Consider the following 16,155-nt stretch of genomic DNA (forward strand, 5'->3'; position numbering starts at 1 on the left):
CGAACACGTGTTCGCATTGGTGTGGCGGCGTAGCGTTCGCCGCATGCGGGGAGCAGCCGGGTACGCCCTGACGGCGGCGGTCGTGCTGCTGGCCGGCTGCGGGGGACCGGCCGCCGAAGCTCCCGCGGACCGGCCCCCGAGCCCGAGCTCGTCGCCGTCGACGCCGGCGACGCCGACCCCTGCCGACCCGACCTCCAGCCCGACGACCACCGAGGAGCCGCGGCCGGCACCGGTGGGCGCCGACGACTTCCGGGTGGGACGTGCCGAGGCCGTCGTACGCCACCTGGCGGGGACCATCGGGCCCCGGCACGGCACCAGCCCGGCGTTCGCCCGGGCCGTCCGGTGGGTCGACGCGGAGCTGGCGGGGCTCGGCTACCGCGTCGAGCAGCAGCGCTTCCGGGCCCCCGGGGGCGTCTCCTGGGGGGTGCCGGTGCCGGCGGGCACGTCGGTGAACGTCGTCGCCACCCCGCGCGGCTTCGACCCGGCACGCCCCCACCTGGTGGTGGGTGCCCACCTCGACACGGTCCCGCAGGCGCCGGGTGCCGAGGACAACGCCTCGGGGGTCGGCGTGCTCCTGGCCGCAGCCCACGCGGCGGCGCAGCGCCGCACCCGGCTGCCGGTCGTGTGGGTCGCCTTCGGGGCCGAGGAGCCGCGGGGACCGACCGACGACGACCACCACTACGGCTCGCGCGCGTACGTCGCCGCCATGACCGGGCGCGAGCGCACTGCCATGCAGGGCATGGTCTCGCTGGACCGGGTCGGGGTCGGCGCCACCGTGCCGGTCGGGTCCGCGGGGGCGAGCGACCCGGTCCAGCAGTCCCTGCTGGAGGCGGCGCGGCGGGCCCGCGTCGCCGCCCTCCCCGAGGCCGAGAGCCGCAGCAGCGACCACTGGTCCTTCGTCCGCGACGGGCTCCCCGCCGCCCGCCTCGGCAGCACCTCGTACGCCGCCTACCACTCGCCCGACGACGTCCCGGCCGTCGTCGACCGTGCCCAGCTCCAGCGGACCGGCCGGATCGTGCTCGCGTGGCTCTCCCCGTCAGGGTGAGCGCTGGCGCCCCCGCGGTACAGCGAGGAGAGGTCTGTTGGTTGCCGGTCACAACTGGATAACTCTCCGGCGACGGGGGTTCAGATCGGGTGCCGACTCTGAGCAGGATCGCCCGATGTTGAAGAGACTAGCGATCACCACGTTGTCCTCGCTCGTCGTCCTCGGGATGCTCATGGCGGTCCCGTCGTCGGCGGACGTCCCGGTCGGCCAGCAGGTGCGGGCCGAGCAATCCAAACCAGCCTCGGGCATGTTCAAGATCGCCTACAAGAACTATGCCCGGGACAACTGCGTCCACTACTGGACCGGGCCGTCGGGAGCCACGCACAAGCGTGAGAAGTGCAACCACGGCTACCGGAAGGTCGAGGGCACGCTGAAGGTCAAGCTCACGACGTACAAGGTGGTCGAGAACCTCAGGCACGACGTCTACATGATCTACGCCGACGTGCGGAACCCGAACGCCTCGGGTTCGTCGAACCTGGGGTGGTACGACATCAACCTGGTCACCGAGAAGCACCGGCTGGTCGACTCCGGTGAGAGCACGGCCTTCAGCAGGGACACCGACTGCGCTCCGGTCTCGGTGGGTCTGAGCGCGGGAGTGCCGGGGCTGAGCGCTTCGGCCTCCGGGGACGTCAACTTCTGCGGCGGGAACTTCGCCGAGCTCAAGCGCGACAAGATCGGCAAGGCCCGGACGAAGTACACGGCCAAGGGCATGCGTCAGGTGCGCCGCACGTCGATCACCCGGTGGGTGCGCGTGGAGAGCGGCAAGCGGCCGCACTTCAAGGTGAACATCAAGACGTCGCAGGACTCCTGCACGGCGAGCGACGACGGATGGTGCACCCGCTACGACGACGTCATCAAGACGCGTCGCTTCAAGATCGGGACCACCTGATCCGTGACGTGCGTTCCGGTCACCCTGGCCAGGCGGTCCCTGGCTTTCCCCGTCAGGGTGAGCGGAACCGCCCGCGGCTGTGCTCGCGCACGTCGGCGAGGATCGCCTCGGCCGCCTCGCCCCTGACCGGGCGCGGGGCGAAGTCCGCCCCCATCCGGTAGGGCCCGAGCGCCACGTCGACCAACCGGTCGCCGCGGAAGGTGGCCGTCAGCGTGACGCCCTCCATTGCCTGCTCGGAGAAGTCCATGTCGAAGACGAAGTTGCCCAGCGAGTGGGCGATCACGGCGTCGCCGACCGGCTCGAGGCCCTGGACCCAGTGGGGGTGGCCGCCGACGACGAGGTCGGCCCCGGCGCCGACCAGCGCGCGCCCGACCTGCGACTGCACCGGCTCGGCGACGTGGGTGTACTGGTTGCCCCAGTGGGGGAGCACCACCACGACGTCGACCCGGTCGGCCAGCCGACGTACGACGTCACGGACGTGGTCGAGGTCCGCCTGCTGGAGGGGGCCGGTCCGCGGTGGCATCCGCACGGACAGTGCGCCGGGGGAGCCCGGTGTCGCCCTCGGCGTCTCGCCGATCGCGTTGAACCCCACGAACCCGAAGCGGACCCCCTCGTGCGTCAGCACCGCAGGCCGGCTGGCCGCCGCCAGGTCGCGGCCCGCGCCGAAACCGACCACCCTCCCGGCCGCGAACCGGTCGACGACGTCGAGCAGCATCGCCTCGCCGAAGTCGCCGGTGTGGTTGTTGGCCAGGGACATCGCGTCGAAGCCCAGGTCCGCGAGCCCGCGCAGGGTGCCGGGAGGGGAGGCGAAGGAGTCCGTCACCGGGTCCTGCTGGGGCGGGCCGTCGTCGGCCAGCGTGCTCTCCAGGTTGCCGACGGCGAGGTCGGCGCTGCGGATCCGGTCGGCCATGAAGCGCAGGGGGTGCACCGGGTCGCCGGGCACCGCCACCCCTCTCCCGAGCATGATGTCGCCGACGAGCAGCACCCGGGTCAGTGGCGGTCGTGGCTCCGGCTCCGGAGGGGTGGGCGGGACGCTCGGGGAGGGGGCCTCCGTGGTCGGTGCGGGACTGCTGCTGACCCCGGGGTCGGCCTCGGGCGTGGCGGCCGGGCTGCACGCGGCGAGCAGCAGCCCGGCTGCCGCCAGCGCACCCGCCGCCCGGTGCACGTGGGTCAGCGCTTCTCGCGCTTCACCCGCCGACGCAGCTGCAGGATGCGCAACGAGCCGGCCACGGTGGCCAGGAACAGGCCGGCGACGGTGGCTGCCAGGAGCGCGACTGCCAGAGGCGTCTCGCCCTCCCAGCCGAGGAACCGGATGCTGACCGGGTCGGTGTTCTGGGCGATGAAGATGATGAGCAGCACCAGGATGAGGCCGCTGAGGACGACGGCCACCCACAGGCCGCTGGTGCGTGACCCGCGGAGCGGGTCCTGGGTCCGTCCGGACTCCTGGCTGGTGGCGGTGCCGCCGGTGGCGGAGGTGGCGGTGCCGTCGTCGGGCGTCCCGGGATCGGCCGGCGTCTGCTGGCTGTCGCTCATGCCGGGAACAGTACCTGTCAGCCCGCCGCGACCAGCGCCACGGCCACGCCGCAGAGCACGAGGCCGGCGGCCTGCGCACGATGGATGTGCTCGCGCAGGACGGTGGCAGCGAGCACGACCGTGACGGCGGGGTAGAGGGAGGCGAGGACGGCGGTGACGGTGAGGAAGCCCTGCTGGCTGGCGACGAGGAACGCCCCGGTCGCCAGCGCGCCCAGCACGCCGGTCAGCACCCCCGCGGCCGCGGCGGGCTCGCGGGGCAGCCAGGGGGCGCGCAGCAGGGACGCGACGACGACCACCACGACGGCGGCCACCAGCTGGTTGAGGGCCAGCGGGAGGAAGCCGGCGGAGTCGGGGACCTGGGCGAGGGTCGCGAAGAGGGCGCCGAAGCCGAGCCCGGCGAGCACCCCGTCGACCGCGCCGGAACCGCCCGACGCGGCACCGGTGACGTCGCCGGTGGCGGGCTCGCGGGCCACCAGCCAGATGCCGGGCAATGCCGCGAGGATGCCCACCCAGACCAGGGTCGGGGGTCGTTCGCCGGTCACCAGGCCCACCGCGACGGGCACCAGGACGGCCCCGACGCCCGACAGCGGCGCCACGACGCCCATCCGTCCCGAGGAGAGCCCTCGGTAGAGGAAGGCCGTGCCCAGGCCGTTGCCGACGCCGGCGACGACCGCCCAGCCCAGGGCGGTGCCCGTCGGCGTACCGTCGGTGAGCGCGGCGAGGCCGAGCACCACCGCCGCGCCCGCGAGCTGGCCGACGAGCGCGACACTCCACGGGCTGGCCCGCTTGGAGAACACGCCGCCGACGAAGTCCGAGAGGCCGTACGCCAGCGCGGACAGCAGCGCGAGGCCGACCGCGATCACGTGGCGGTCACGCCCACCACCCAGGCCGCCGCCGCCAGCACCCCCGACGTCAGCTCGATCAGGATGCTGAGGCCGACCGCGCGCAGCGCGGCGGTCGTCGAGGTCCGGGCGGCGTCGCCGACCCGGGCGCGCTCGGCGAGGTAGACGCCGAGCACGAAGCCGAGGAACAACCCGACCACGGGGATCACGAAGAACCCGATCACCCCGAGGCCGGCGCCGGTCCAGATGGTGACGGTCGGGACGCCGCTGTCCTGCAGCCGCCGTCCGGGGAGGACGTACTTCAGCACGGCGCCGATCAGGATCACGGCCAGCGCGACCCCGAGCACCACCCACGCTGTCCGGCCGCCGGTGTCGATCGCCCACACCAGGATCGCCGCCCCGACGAGCAGCACCCCGGGGAGCAGCGGGACCACGATGCCGACGAGTCCCAGCAGGATCGCGACGGCCACGACCACCTCGAGCGGTGTCACCGGCTCACCCTCCCACGCGCATGTACGACAGCGGCCCCGGACCTTCGAGGTCCGGGGCCGCTGTGCGAGTCGTGGTCGGGGGTCAGCGCTCGTCCTCGGGCGTGACGGCGGGGGTGTCGACGAGCTTGTGCGTCTCGTCCTGGACGGCGGCGGCGACCTCACGGAGCGCCTCGCCGTGCTCGCGGGCGTGGTGGGCGCAGAAGTGCAGCTCACCGCCCGACTGCAGCTCGACACGGAGGTAGGCCTGCGCTCCGCAGCGGTCGCAGCGGTCTGCAGCGCTCAGCGTCGGTGCACCAGGGGCAACGGCAGTGGTCACATCGGCCTCATTTCTCTTCTCGGCGGTGCCCGTCTCTACGTGAGTCCAAACTAGCGACGGGAGCCAAAGATTCCCGTCCCCACGTGTTGCCGGACACGTTCATCCAATCATGGAGATGTCTGCCCTCCGGCTGGACGTCCCGGGCCTCGGACGAGACCCCGCCGCTGCGGAGGATTCGACGCTGTGGAGCTGTGGTGGTGCTGAGTGTGACGCGGGTGGCAGCCGTTCCGTTGCAGAACCGGAGGACCGGTGGCCCTTCGTTTCCACTTCGTGACGTACGCCGGGTGGTGCGGTGTTGCTCGACTGCGTCCAACGGTAGTCCTGCCACCCCGGGGCCACCGGCAGGCGAGCCTGCGTCGGCGTCCGGCGTGTCGCAGGTAGATTCGGAGCAGCACGGGCCGCGGATTTCCGCCGGGGTCCGGGGACCACCGCCAGGACGCAACGGAGCAGCACCATCGCCGACAACACCTACAACGCCGCACACCTCCTCGTCCTCGAGGGGCTGGACGCGGTCCGCAAGCGCCCGGGCATGTACATCGGCTCGACCGACACCCGCGGCCTCATGCACTGCCTGTGGGAGATCATCGACAACGGCGTCGACGAGGCGCTGGCCGGCGAGGCCCACCGGGTCGAGGTGACGCTGCACGCGGACGACTCCGTCGAGGTCCACGACGACGGTCGTGGCATCCCAACCGACAAGGAGCCCAAGACCGGGCTCCCGGGCGTCGAGGTGGTGGCGACCAAGCTCCACGCGGGCGGGAAGTTCGGCGGCGGCTCCTACGTCGCCACCGGCGGTCTGCACGGCGTCGGCCTCTCGGTCGTCAACGCGCTGTCGGCGCGGATGGACATCGACGTCGACCGGTCGCCGTCGCAGCAGGGCCTCAGCTTCCAGCGCGGCGTCCCCGGCACCTTCGACGGCGACGGGCCCGGCACCCCGTTCACGGCGAGGTCGGGGCTCACGCGCAAGGGCAAGCGGGTCGCCAAGGGCAGCAGCGGCACCCGGATCCGTTTCTGGCCGGACCGCCAGATCTTCACCAAGGACGCGCGCTTCGAGTTCGAGGGGCTGCTCGGCCGGGCCCGGCAGACGTCGTTCATCGTCCCCGGCCTCGAGCTGGTCATCCGCGACCTGCGCGACACCGGCCCCGAGGGCAGTGGCCCGGTGGAGGAGAAGTTCCGCCACGACGGCGGGATCGGCGAGTTCGTGGAGTTCCTCGCCCACGACGAGCCCGTGACCGACGTGCTCCGCCTGCAGGGGCAGGACACCTTCACCGAGACCGTGCCGCTGCTCGACGACCAGGGCCACATGACGCCCCAGGAGGTCGAGCGGGAGCTGACCGTCGACGTCGCGGTCCGGTGGGGGACCGGCTACGACACCGAGGTGCGGTCCTTCGTCAACGTGATCGCGACCCCCAAGGGCGGCACCCACGTGAGCGGCTACGAGGCCGCCCTCACCAAGACCTTCAACGACGCCATGCGTGCGACCAAGGCGCTCAAGGTCAACGACGACGACGTCATCAAGGACGACGTCCTCGAGGGCATGACCGCGGTGGTGACCGTCCGGCTGGCCGAGCCGCAGTTCGAGGGCCAGACCAAGGAGATCCTCGGCACGCCGGCCGCGCGCTCGGTGGTCCGCAAGGTGGTCTCGGCGGAGCTGAAGAAGTTCCTGACGTCGACCAAGCGGGCCGAGAAGGCGCAGGCCAAGCTCCTGATGGAGAAGGTCGTCGGCGCCTCGAAGACCCGGATCGCGGCCCGTCAGCACAAGGAGACCCAGCGTCGCAAGAACGCCCTGGAGTCCTCGGCGCTGCCCTCGAAGCTGGCCGACTGCCGCGCCGCCGACAACGAGCGGACCGAGCTCTTCATCGTCGAGGGCGACTCGGCGCTCGGCACCGCCAAGCTGGCCCGCAACTCCGAGTTCCAGGCGTTGCTGCCGATCCGCGGCAAGATCCTCAACGTCCAGAAGGCCTCGGTCGGCGACATGCTCAAGAACGCCGAGTGCTCCTCGATCATCCAGGTCGTGGGAGCCGGGTCGGGTCGGACCTTCGACCTCGACGCCCGTCGTTACGGCCGGATCATCTTCATGGCCGACGCCGACTCCGACGGTGCCCACATCCGGACCCTGCTGGCCACGCTCTTCTTCACCTACATGCGCGAGCTGATCATCGACGGCCGGGTCTTCACCGCGGTCCCGCCGCTGCACCGCATCGAGCTGTCCAACCCCAAGAAGGGCATGGACAAGTACGTCTACACCTACTCCGACGACGAGCTGCAGCGGAAGCTGGCCGAGCTGGCCAAGAAGGGCGTGCGCTGGAAGGACCCGGTGCAGCGCTACAAGGGCCTCGGTGAGATGGACGCCGACCAGCTGGCCGAGACCACCATGGACCCGCGCCACCGGACGCTGCGCCGGATCACGGTCGACGACGCGGACGAGGCCGCCCGCGTCTTCGACCTGCTGATGGGCTCCGACGTCGCGCCGCGCAAGGAGTTCATCGTGCAGGGCGCCTACGAGGTCGACGTGGAGGCGCTCGACGCCTGAGCCGCCCACGCCGCCGCGAGCTCGGTCCGCGACCGGAAGCCGCGCTTGCGGAAGACGTTGCTCAGGTGGCGCTCCACGGTCTTGGGCGAGAGGAAGAGCGCGGCACCGATCTCACGGTTGGACAGCCCCTGCGCCGCGAGCAGCGACACCCGCGTCTCCTGGGAGGTCAGGGGCGCGTCCCCCGAACCGTCGCCGCGCCGGGCCGTGGCGCCGGTCCCCGCCAGCTCCTGGGAGGCCACGGTCGCCCAGTGGGTCAGGTCCATCGAGGTGAACGCCGAGCGGGCGAGCTCCAGCTGCTCGCGGGCGGCCACGCGCTGCCCCGACCGGCGCAGCCGACCACCGTGGAGCAGGCGGGTCCGGGCGGTCTCGAACGGGTCGAGCGCGGCCTCGTGGGCCGCCAGGGCGGCCTCGAACGCTGCCGTCGCCGCGGCCGGGTCCTCGAGGGTGAGGGCCCGGCACCGCTGCAGAAGCGCCGTGGAGAGGGGAGGCGCCACGGCCGGCGTCGCGGCGGCGTACCGGTCGGTCAGGGCGCGGGCGTCGGCGACCCGCCCCAGCCCGAGGTAGGCCTCGACGAGCAGCGGCGCCACCCCCAGCGGCTCGCCGGACGCGCCCACGCCACCGTCGAGCGCGAGCCTCGGCTCCAGCAGCGCCACCACCTCGGCCAGGTCGCCACGGCAGAGCGCGCAGAACGCGGCGGTGAGCGCCTGGTGTGCCGCGTGGGGAGTGGTGCCGGCGCGGTCCGTGAGCTCGCGCGCTCGGGCCAGGGACGTGCGCGCCTCCTCGTGCGAGCCGCGGGCAGCCTGCTGCCACGCCAGCATCTCGACGGCCACGGACGCGTCCGCGGCATAGCCGAGGTGGGCGGCCAGCTCGGCCGCCTCACCGGAGTCGGCGAAGGCGCCGGTGTGGTCGCCGACCCACGCCCTGCCGGCGGCGCTGATGGCCAGCAGCGGCACCAGAACGCCGATGGCGCCGCGGCGGCGCACGTCCTGCATCCGCGCCGTCCCCACGGTGACCGCGTCGCCCATCTCACCGGTGAACGCGACCGCCAGCGCCATCAGCAGCAGCGCGCCGGCGTCGTGGCGCAGCCGAGGCTCGTCCGCCAGCCGTCGGACCTCGGCCAGCCGGGGCAGCCCCTCCTCGGGGTGACCGGTGAGGACCGAGGCGACGCCTCCGACGAAGTGCGCCTGCAGCTGCTGCTCGGGGTCGCCGGGGTCCACGACCTCGTCGACCCGGGTGGCGCACGCGACGAGGCCGGCGACGTCGTTGAGCCGGAACCGTGCCATCGCGAGCTCCGTGAGCGACCGGACCAGCATCGCCCCGCGGAGCAACTGCGAGGCGTCCTCGAGGTGCTCGACGGCCAGGGGGACGGAGCCGGCGTACTGCTCGAGCGTGCCGAGGACGAGCAGCGCCTCGCCCCGTGCCTCCTCCGGGGTGGTCCCGGACAGCAGCCGGCCTGCCAGCACTCGGACCCGGGCGACGTCACCGGCCACGAACGCATCGTGGGTCGCCCCGGCCAGCCGGTGGGCGGCGAGGTCGCGGTCCGGGGTGAGCTCGCTCGCTCGCTCGAGCGCTGCCGATGCCGCGGCGTGACCCAGCCGGTCACGGTCGGCCTCGGCCACCGCGGCCAGCTCGGTGGCGAGGGAGGCGTCCGGGCCGGTCACGGCGTACGCCCGGTGCCACGTCCGTGACCGGTCGCCGGCAGGGAGCGCGCCGGCCAGCGCACGGTGGGCGGCGCGGATCCGCGACGGCGGGGCGAGGGAGAGGACGGCGCTGCGCAGCAGGGGGTGACGGAACTCGGGGCGGCCGGAGACCGCGGCCAGCACGCCCCGGTCGCGGGCCTCGTCGAGGGCGTCGGCCACGTCGACCCCGGAGGTGGTGAGGACCGTGGCGACCGCGGCCGCGGCGTCGCTGGTCCGGCCGGCCACGGCGAGCAGGAGCGCCGCCTCCGAGGCTGCCGGTGACAGCCCGGAGATCGTCGCCCGGTGCAGCTCCCCGACCCGGTCGCCGGCCGGCAGCGGGTCGGGCAGGGGTGCGGCCCCGACCCGCTGGGCGTCGTCGAGCCCCTCGGCGACGGCCAGCAGGGCCAAGGGGTTCCCGCCGGTGCGCTCTCGGAGGTCCTCCACGACCGCCGATGCCGTCCCCGGAGGCAGCAGGGAGGCCACGGCCGGGGTGGCCAGGCCGACCACCGGGAGGAGCGCCAGGCCGCGGGTGAGGTCCGGGTGTGAGCCGCCTGGACGCGTGGTGGCGACGAAGGCGACCGCGTCGGGTCCGAGCCGCCGGGCGGCGAAGGTGAGGGCTGCCGCCGACTCCCGGTCCAGCCACTGGAGGTCGTCGACGAGGACCAGCACCGGGCCGCGCTCCGCGGCGGCAGCCAGCAGCGACATGGTCGCGGCTGCGACGAGGAAGCGGTCCGCGACCGACGGGAGGTCCGACCAGCCGAGCGCCGCGGTCAGGGCCTCGGCCTGCACCGGCGCCAGGTCGGACAACAGGTCACGGACCGGGCTGCACAGCTCGAGCAGGCCGGCATGCGCGAGCGAGGAGTCGCTCTCCGCGCCGCGCGCGGTCAGGCACGTGAAGCCCGTCGCCATCGCGCGGGCGGCCTCGAGCAGGGTCGTCTTGCCGACCCCGGGATCACCCTCCAGCAGGAGGGTCGAGCAGCGCCCGGCGGCGGCGTCCGCGAGCACCTCGGCGATCCGTTGCAGCTCGCCGTCACGCCCCACCACACCCGCCGGACCGAGGGATCTGCCGGACGCGACCGGATCGCTCCCGGTGGGAGGTTCGCCGGGAGGCAGGTCGTGGAGAGGAGGCCCCGGTGCGGACATCACCTCGCATCCTAGGTGCGCTGGAGCGGTGGGCAGGCTCACCGGGATGGGCCTACTGCGCCCTCCTCCCGGCGCGACCGTTGCTCCGGCCCGTTCCGCGGGTCCGGAGCGGACCGCGACGCAGCACGTCCGGGGAGGAGGGGCCGTGATCACCTTCGCCGGCATCTCGCACCTCGCCCTGACCGTGACGGACCTCGACGTGAGCGAGCGGTTCTACACCGAGGTCCTCGACTTCGTCACCGTGCTCGACGTCGGTCACGGCCGGGTCCTGATGCACCCGGGGACCGGCTTCACACTGGGCCTGGCGCGGCACGAGGAGGCGTACGGCGGCCCCTTCACCGAGCTGCGCACCGGACTGGACCACCTCGGGTTGACCGCCTCGTCGCGGGAGGAGCTCGAGGAGTGGGTCCGACGCTTCGACGAGTGGGGTGTCACGTACACCCCGATCCGGGACATGGAGATGGGCTCGCACCTGAACTTCCGGGACCCGGACGGGATCGCCCTGGAGCTCGACTGCCCGAACGAGCTGGCGGAGACCGCCCGCGCGGCGCTGGCGTCGGGGGCCACCGCCGAGGACATCGCCGCGTTCGTCGCCGAGCACCTGGGACCGGAGCTCGCACCCCGGCCGCTCCCGGTGCGCTGACTCAGCCCTGGGCGCGGAGCGACACCGCGGTCGCGACGCCGCGGGTGGGGGCGCCGCGGAAGAGCACCAGCGCGAGGCCGGCGGCGATGACCGCGCACAGGGCGGCCCCGAGGAAGACCGTCTGCTCCTGGGCGATCCCCGCCTCCTTGAGCAGCAGGGTGAACTCGGCGCAGCGGCTGTCGCCGCCGCAGACGTCCCGCACGTCCGGCAGGTCGGCCTGCTCCGCGTAGTAGCGGCGCAGGCCGATCGTGGTGAGGGCGGAGATCCCGACCAGCATGCCGACCATCCGCGCCACCACGACGAAGGCGGAGGCCAGCCCGTGGACGTCGTCGTCGGTCGAGGCGAGCACCGCCGCGTTGACGGGGGCCAGCGCGAGGCCGAAGCCGAGGCCGCCGAGCACCAGCGGCACGGTGGACGTGGCCTGGTCGAGCGAGGTCAGCCCCCACCGGCTCATCAGGACGAACGCGACGGCTGCGCAGGCCATGCCGACCGCGGTCACCACGCCGGCCGGCAGGGTCCGGACCAGGTAGCCGCCCAGCACGGCTCCGACCGGGAGGGCCACGAGGAACCGGACCAGCACCAGCGCGGCCAGCAGCTGGGAGTCGCCGTGGACCGTGGTGCGCGCGAAGAGCGGGATGTCGATCAGGGCCGCGATGAGTGCCGCCCCGACGAAGAAGCTGACCAGCATCGAGCCCCAGGCCGGCGTACGAGCGAGGGCGCCGCGGGGCACCAGCGGCGCGTCGGCCCGGCGGAGGTGGAGCACGAACGCCGCGGTGGCGGCGGCGGCTCCGAGGAGGTACCAGAGCCCCTGGTCCGAGAACACCTGCAGCTTCGGGTCCGCGGTGGCGAACGCGAGGATCACGCCCCCCAGCGCGAGCGCGAGGTACGCCGACCCGAGCAGGTCGGCCTCGCGGGCCCCGGCTGCCCAGCCGCGGAGGTCGACCAGCGGCCGGGTCGCGGTCAGGCAGCGGACGACGAGCAGCACGAGGGCGAGGATCGCGGTCAGCCCGAGCGGCGTGAGCCACCGCCCGCTGCCCACCACGGGGATGAACAGCTGGCCCCACGTGAGGTCGCGCAGCAGCGGCGGGGGTTGCACGAAGACCAGGCCGCCCGCCACCAGGGTCACCAGCAGCAGCGCCGCCCCGACCAGGTCCGGGCGGCCGCGGGTCCGGGTGTCCGGTGCCGCCGCCCGGATCGCCGCGGCGAGGACCAGTCCGACCACGAGGTTGACCGCGAAGATGGCCCGCCAGTCGGCGACGGACAGCACCAGGGCCCCGAAGAGCGGCCCGACGACGCTGCCGAGCTCCTGGACGGCGGAGACCACGCCGAGCGGCACGCCGCGCCGCTCGGTGGGGTAGAGGTCGGCGACCAGGGCGAGCGTGGCCGGGACCAGGCCACCGCCGCCCACGCCCTGCAGGAACCTGCCGGTCACCATCGTCGGCATGTCGTAGGCGAGCGTCGTGACCAGGCTGCCGACGGCGAACAGGACCAGCGCTGCGGTGAGCACGGGCACCCGGCCGCGGAGGTCGGCGATCCGGCCGATGAGCGGCAGCATCGCGACGTACCCGAGGAGGAACCCGGACACGATCGGTGCCGCCCGCTGCAGCTGGTCGATGGGGATGCCGACGGCGTTCATCATCTCCGGCAGCGCCAGCACCACGACGTAGGTGTCGGCGGCGGCGAACGCCACCGCGACGGACGCCAGCGCCAGCAGCAGCCGGGCCCGACCGTCGACGGCCCCAGCCCGCGGCGCGCTCATGGGGCGGTGATGTCCTGCTCGGTGCCGTAGTCGTCGAAGTCGATGACGTAGGTCATCGGCTCGGTGTCGGGGTAGAAGACGCCGGTCAGCCGGGCGGAGCGCAGCTCCCCCTCGTCGGTGACGGTGTAGGTCGCGTCGAAGTCGCCGGACGCGCTGGGGATCACGTTCCCGACGACGTCGCCGGGGACGGTGCCGGTGTACTCCGTGAGGACTTCGCGGTTGTCCTCGCCGCCACGGACGCTCTCACCGGCCTCGAGGTCGGTCGTCGCCGGCAGCAGCGAGGACAGTCCCTCCTCGGTGCTCATCAGGCCGGCCGGGTCGGGGGCGCCGTACTCGGCCGGGTCGACGTCGGACCAGCCGGGCGTGAGCGGGATCTGGGCGTAGACGGTGCCGTCCACGGCCACGACGGGCACCTCGAAGTCGGTACCGGCCAGGACCACCGTGAGCGTGCCGTCGAAGGCCGGGGCGTGGGTGCCGACACCCTCGGCCGCCCGGATCGCCGTGACGCCCTCGGGGAGGTCCTCCCCGGTCATGGTGATCGCCACGCCGCTGGTCTCGTCGAGCGTCGTCTTCGCGAGCTCCATCACCTCGGCGGGCGTGCGCTCACCGGTCGCGGTGTCGGCGTCGCTGCAGGCCGTCAGGACCACCAGGCCGACGGCGAGGACCGGCACGAGTCGGCGCATGCCGTCAGCCTCCCACACCGGCGGTCGCCCCGAGGCGTACGGCGACGGGCCCGGCGCAGGCGGCGATGGGCTGGGTCCCGGGGACCCCGGAGCCGTCCCGGCGACCGGTGGCCGCGGGCAGCTCGACCGGCGCGCCGCTGTCGGCGGCCGCGCGGGCCGGTGCCGGACCTGCCCAGGCGAACACCAGGGTGTCCTCGCCCTTGAGGAACCGGTGGCAGCGCACGCCGCCGGTGGCCCGGCCCTTCGGGGGGTACTCGCCGAACGGCGTCACCTTGACCGCGCCCGGCTCGGTCCCGGGCAGGGCGGTCCCGGAGCCGGAGGCGGTCACCAGGACCGCGTCGGCCGGGTCGAACGCCGTGAAGGAGACGACGCGGTCGCCCGGACCGAGCTTGACCCCGGCCATGCCGCCCCCGGAGCGACCCTGCGGCCGCACGGACGACGCGCTGAACTGCAGCAGCTGCGCATGGGCGGTGACGAAGCACAGCGTCTCCTCGCCCGTCGCGAGCTCCACGGCCCCGACGACCTCGTCGCCGTCCTTGAGCGAGATCACGTCCCACTCGTCGCGGCCGAGCACCTCGGGGTTGACCCGCTTGACGACGCCCTGACGGGTGCCGAGGGCCAGCCCCGGCCCCTCGGTGGCGAGCGAGGTGAGCGCCAGCGCGGACTCGCCCTGGTCGAGCGGGAGCATCTCGGTGAGCGGCAGTCCGCCCTGCAGGTTGGGGTCGTTGGCCGATGCGGGCAGCTGGGGCAGGTCGAGCACGCTCAGTCGCAGGCAGCGGCCCCGTGAGGTCAGCACGCCGACCTCGCCGCGCGCGGTGGTCCGGACGGCCGAGACGACCACGTCGTGGTTGGCGCGCGCCTCGCCCTGGCCGGGCAGGTCGTCGCTGCCGGAGCGGGCGAGCAGCCCGCTCGCGGAGAGGTAGGCGAAGCAGGGGTCGTCGGCGACCTCGAGCGGGGTCGCGGCGGCGGTGACCGCGGCGCTGCCCGCCGACTGGAGCAGCACGGTCCGCCGCGGCGTGCCGTACGTCTTCGCGACCTCGGCGAGCTCCTCGGCCACCAGGGATCGCAGCAGCCCCTCGTCGGCGAGGATCGCGTCGAGCTCCTCGATCTCGCGCTTGAGCGTCTCCTGCTCCTTCTCGAGCTCGATCCTGCTGAAGCGGGTCAGGCGGCGCAGCTGCATCTCGAGGATGTAGTCGGCCTGCGCCTGGGAGAGGTCGAAGACGCTCATCAGCCGCTCGCGCGCGGCCCCGGTGTCGTCGGAGGTCCGGATCACCTGGATGACCTCGTCGATGTCGAGCAGCGCGATCAGCAGGCCGTCGACGAGGTGCAGCCGGTCGGCCTTCTTGTCGCGGCGGAACTGGGACCGGCGGCGGACCACGTCGTAGCGGTGGCCCAGGAACACCTCGAGCAGCTGCTTGAGACCGAGGGTGCGCGGCTGGCTGTCGACGAGCGCCACGCAGTTGATGCCGAAGGAGTCCTCCATCGGCGTCTGCTTGTAGAGCTGCTCGAGGAGGGCCTCGGGGACGAAGCCGTTCTTGACCTCGATGACGAGCCGCAGGCCCTTCTCGCGATCGGTGAGGTCCTTGATGTCGGCGATGCCCTGCAGCTTCTTGCCCTGCACGAGGGTCTTGATCCGCTCGACGACCTTCTCGGTGCCGACGCCGTAGGGGAGCTCGGTCACGACGATGCCCTTGCGGCGGCCGACGGTCTCCACGCGGGTGGTGGCCCGCATCCGGAAGCTGCCCCGGCCCGTCTCGTACGCGTCGCGGATGCCGTCGAGGCCGACGATCTTGCCGCCCGTGGGCAGGTCCGGGCCGGGCACGAAGCGCATCAGGTCGTCGAGGCTCGCCTCGGGGTGCTTGATGAGGTGCCGGAGCGCCTGCACCACCTCGACGAGGTTGTGCGGCGCGATGTTGGTGGCCATGCCGACCGCGATGCCGGTGGTGCCGTTGACGATCAGGTTCGGGATCGCCGCGGGGAGCACGACCGGCTCGGTCTCGCGGCTGTCGTAGTTGGGCTTGAAGTCGACGGTGTCCTCGTCGATCGAGTCGGTCATCGCCACCGCGGGTGGCGCCATCCGGCACTCGGTGTAGCGCATCGCGGCAGGGGAGTCGTCCGGGGAGCCGAAGTTGCCGTGCCCGTCGATCATCGGCAGCCGCATGGACCACGGCTGCGCCATCCGGACCAGGGCGTCGTAGATCGCACCGTCGCCGTGGGGGTGCAGCCGACCCATCACCTCGCCCACCACGCGGGCCGACTTCACGTGACCGCGGTCGGGCCGCAGGAACATGTCGTTCATCGTGTAGAGGATCCGGCGCTGCACCGGCTTGAGGCCGTCACGGGCGTCGGGGAGGGCGCGCGAGTAGATGACCGAGTAGGCGTACTCCAGGAACGACGACTGCATCTCGTCCCTGATGTCGGTGTCGAGGATGTGCTCCTCGAAGTCCTCCGGGGGAGGCTGCTTGGTCGTCCGGCGTGCCATGGGCGCCATTGTCCCCGGCGCCGCCCCCCGATCCGGCGGCGACCCACCGAGGAGGTCCCAGACCTCGCGGGAGGTGGCGCGTTCGGGAGGGGTCGTGTGCACGTGGGGGTGGTGGGG

Annotated in this window: 13 protein-coding genes; 4 read left to right on the forward strand and 9 right to left on the reverse strand. The window is 73.4% G+C overall.

Annotation, left to right across the window (positions count from 1 at the left end; genetic code table 11):
• The first annotated feature begins 43 nt into the window (after positions 1-43).
• Positions 44-1,045, forward strand: a complete 1,002-nt coding sequence (locus tag EXE57_RS00530; protein WP_135073005.1) for a M28 family metallopeptidase — start codon at positions 44-46, stop codon at positions 1,043-1,045.
• Positions 1,046-1,160: 115 nt separating this feature from the next.
• Positions 1,161-1,934, forward strand: a complete 774-nt coding sequence (locus tag EXE57_RS00535) for a hypothetical protein (protein ID WP_135073007.1) — start codon at positions 1,161-1,163, stop codon at positions 1,932-1,934.
• 52 nt (positions 1,935-1,986) lie between these two features.
• On the opposite strand, the gene EXE57_RS00540 is transcribed toward EXE57_RS00535, so the two are convergent.
• From EXE57_RS00540 to EXE57_RS00560, 5 genes are all read right to left on the reverse strand, one after another.
• On the reverse strand, positions 1,987-3,099 hold the full coding sequence (locus EXE57_RS00540; RefSeq protein WP_135073009.1) for a CapA family protein: 1,113 nt from the start codon (positions 3,097-3,099) through the stop codon (positions 1,987-1,989).
• Positions 3,100-3,104: 5 nt separating this feature from the next.
• Positions 3,105-3,467: a lipopolysaccharide assembly protein LapA domain-containing protein gene (locus tag EXE57_RS00545; protein WP_135073011.1), complete on the reverse strand. Its 363-nt coding sequence runs from the start codon at positions 3,465-3,467 to the stop codon at positions 3,105-3,107.
• A 17-nt stretch (positions 3,468-3,484) separates the two neighbouring features.
• The gene (locus EXE57_RS00550; protein WP_244246926.1) at positions 3,485-4,330 is read right to left on the reverse strand and encodes a DMT family transporter; all 846 of its coding nucleotides are present in this window, start codon (positions 4,328-4,330) and stop codon (positions 3,485-3,487) included.
• Entirely contained in the window at positions 4,327-4,800 is a 474-nt protein-coding gene (locus tag EXE57_RS00555) for a DUF456 domain-containing protein (RefSeq protein ID WP_135073013.1), read from the reverse strand. The genes EXE57_RS00550 and EXE57_RS00555 overlap by 4 nt, the downstream gene beginning before the upstream one ends.
• 82 nt (positions 4,801-4,882) lie before the next feature.
• Positions 4,883-5,116 carry a DUF7455 domain-containing protein gene (locus EXE57_RS00560; protein WP_135073015.1) on the reverse strand — a complete coding sequence of 78 codons (234 nt, stop codon included), beginning with the start codon at positions 5,114-5,116 and terminating at the stop codon, positions 4,883-4,885.
• 454 nt (positions 5,117-5,570) lie between these two features.
• Between EXE57_RS00560 and EXE57_RS00565 the strand changes: the two genes are divergently transcribed.
• Positions 5,571-7,649 carry a DNA gyrase/topoisomerase IV subunit B gene (locus EXE57_RS00565; RefSeq protein ID WP_135073017.1) on the forward strand — a complete coding sequence of 693 codons (2,079 nt, stop codon included), beginning with the start codon at positions 5,571-5,573 and terminating at the stop codon, positions 7,647-7,649.
• Here the strand turns inward: EXE57_RS00565 and EXE57_RS00570 are convergent.
• A complete protein-coding gene (locus tag EXE57_RS00570) occupies positions 7,616-10,369 on the reverse strand; it encodes an AAA family ATPase (RefSeq protein ID WP_167305767.1) in 2,754 nt (917 codons plus the stop codon). The two genes, EXE57_RS00565 and EXE57_RS00570, sit on opposite strands and share 34 nt — an antisense overlap.
• Positions 10,370-10,616: 247 nt before the next feature.
• Between EXE57_RS00570 and EXE57_RS00575 the strand changes: the two genes are divergently transcribed.
• Positions 10,617-11,114, forward strand: a complete 498-nt coding sequence (locus EXE57_RS00575) for a VOC family protein (protein WP_167305768.1) — start codon at positions 10,617-10,619, stop codon at positions 11,112-11,114.
• Between the two features lies 1 nt (position 11,115).
• On the opposite strand, the gene EXE57_RS00580 is transcribed toward EXE57_RS00575, so the two are convergent.
• Genes EXE57_RS00580 through EXE57_RS00590 form a run of 3 tightly spaced genes read right to left on the reverse strand, consistent with a single transcriptional unit; the run spans position 11,116 to position 16,038 of the window.
• Positions 11,116-12,873, reverse strand: coding sequence for an MFS transporter (locus EXE57_RS00580; RefSeq protein WP_135073023.1), 1,758 nt, complete (start codon positions 12,871-12,873; stop codon positions 11,116-11,118).
• Entirely contained in the window at positions 12,870-13,556 is a 687-nt protein-coding gene (locus EXE57_RS00585; protein ID WP_135073025.1) for an LppX_LprAFG lipoprotein, read from the reverse strand. The genes EXE57_RS00580 and EXE57_RS00585 overlap by 4 nt, the downstream gene beginning before the upstream one ends.
• 4 nt (positions 13,557-13,560) lie before the next feature.
• Entirely contained in the window at positions 13,561-16,038 is a 2,478-nt protein-coding gene (locus tag EXE57_RS00590) for a DNA gyrase/topoisomerase IV subunit A (RefSeq protein ID WP_135073027.1), read from the reverse strand.
• Positions 16,039-16,155: the final 117 nt, after the last annotated feature.

This window comes from Nocardioides euryhalodurans, assembly GCF_004564375.1.
GTDB classification, from domain to species: Bacteria; Actinomycetota; Actinomycetes; order Propionibacteriales; family Nocardioidaceae; genus Nocardioides; species Nocardioides euryhalodurans.

Coding starts and splice junctions, on each gene's coding strand:
- EXE57_RS00590 (WP_135073027.1), bottom strand. CDS start 16,038: ATGGCACGCCGGACGACCAAGCAGCCTCCCCCGGAGGACTTCGAGGAG.
- EXE57_RS00580 (WP_135073023.1), bottom strand. CDS start 12,873: ATGAGCGCGCCGCGGGCTGGGGCCGTCGACGGTCGGGCCCGGCTGCTG.
- EXE57_RS00530 (WP_135073005.1), top strand. CDS start 44: ATGCGGGGAGCAGCCGGGTACGCCCTGACGGCGGCGGTCGTGCTGCTG.
- EXE57_RS00585 (WP_135073025.1), bottom strand. CDS start 13,556: ATGCGCCGACTCGTGCCGGTCCTCGCCGTCGGCCTGGTGGTCCTGACG.
- EXE57_RS00535 (WP_135073007.1), top strand. CDS start 1,161: ATGTTGAAGAGACTAGCGATCACCACGTTGTCCTCGCTCGTCGTCCTC.
- EXE57_RS00545 (WP_135073011.1), bottom strand. CDS start 3,467: ATGAGCGACAGCCAGCAGACGCCGGCCGATCCCGGGACGCCCGACGAC.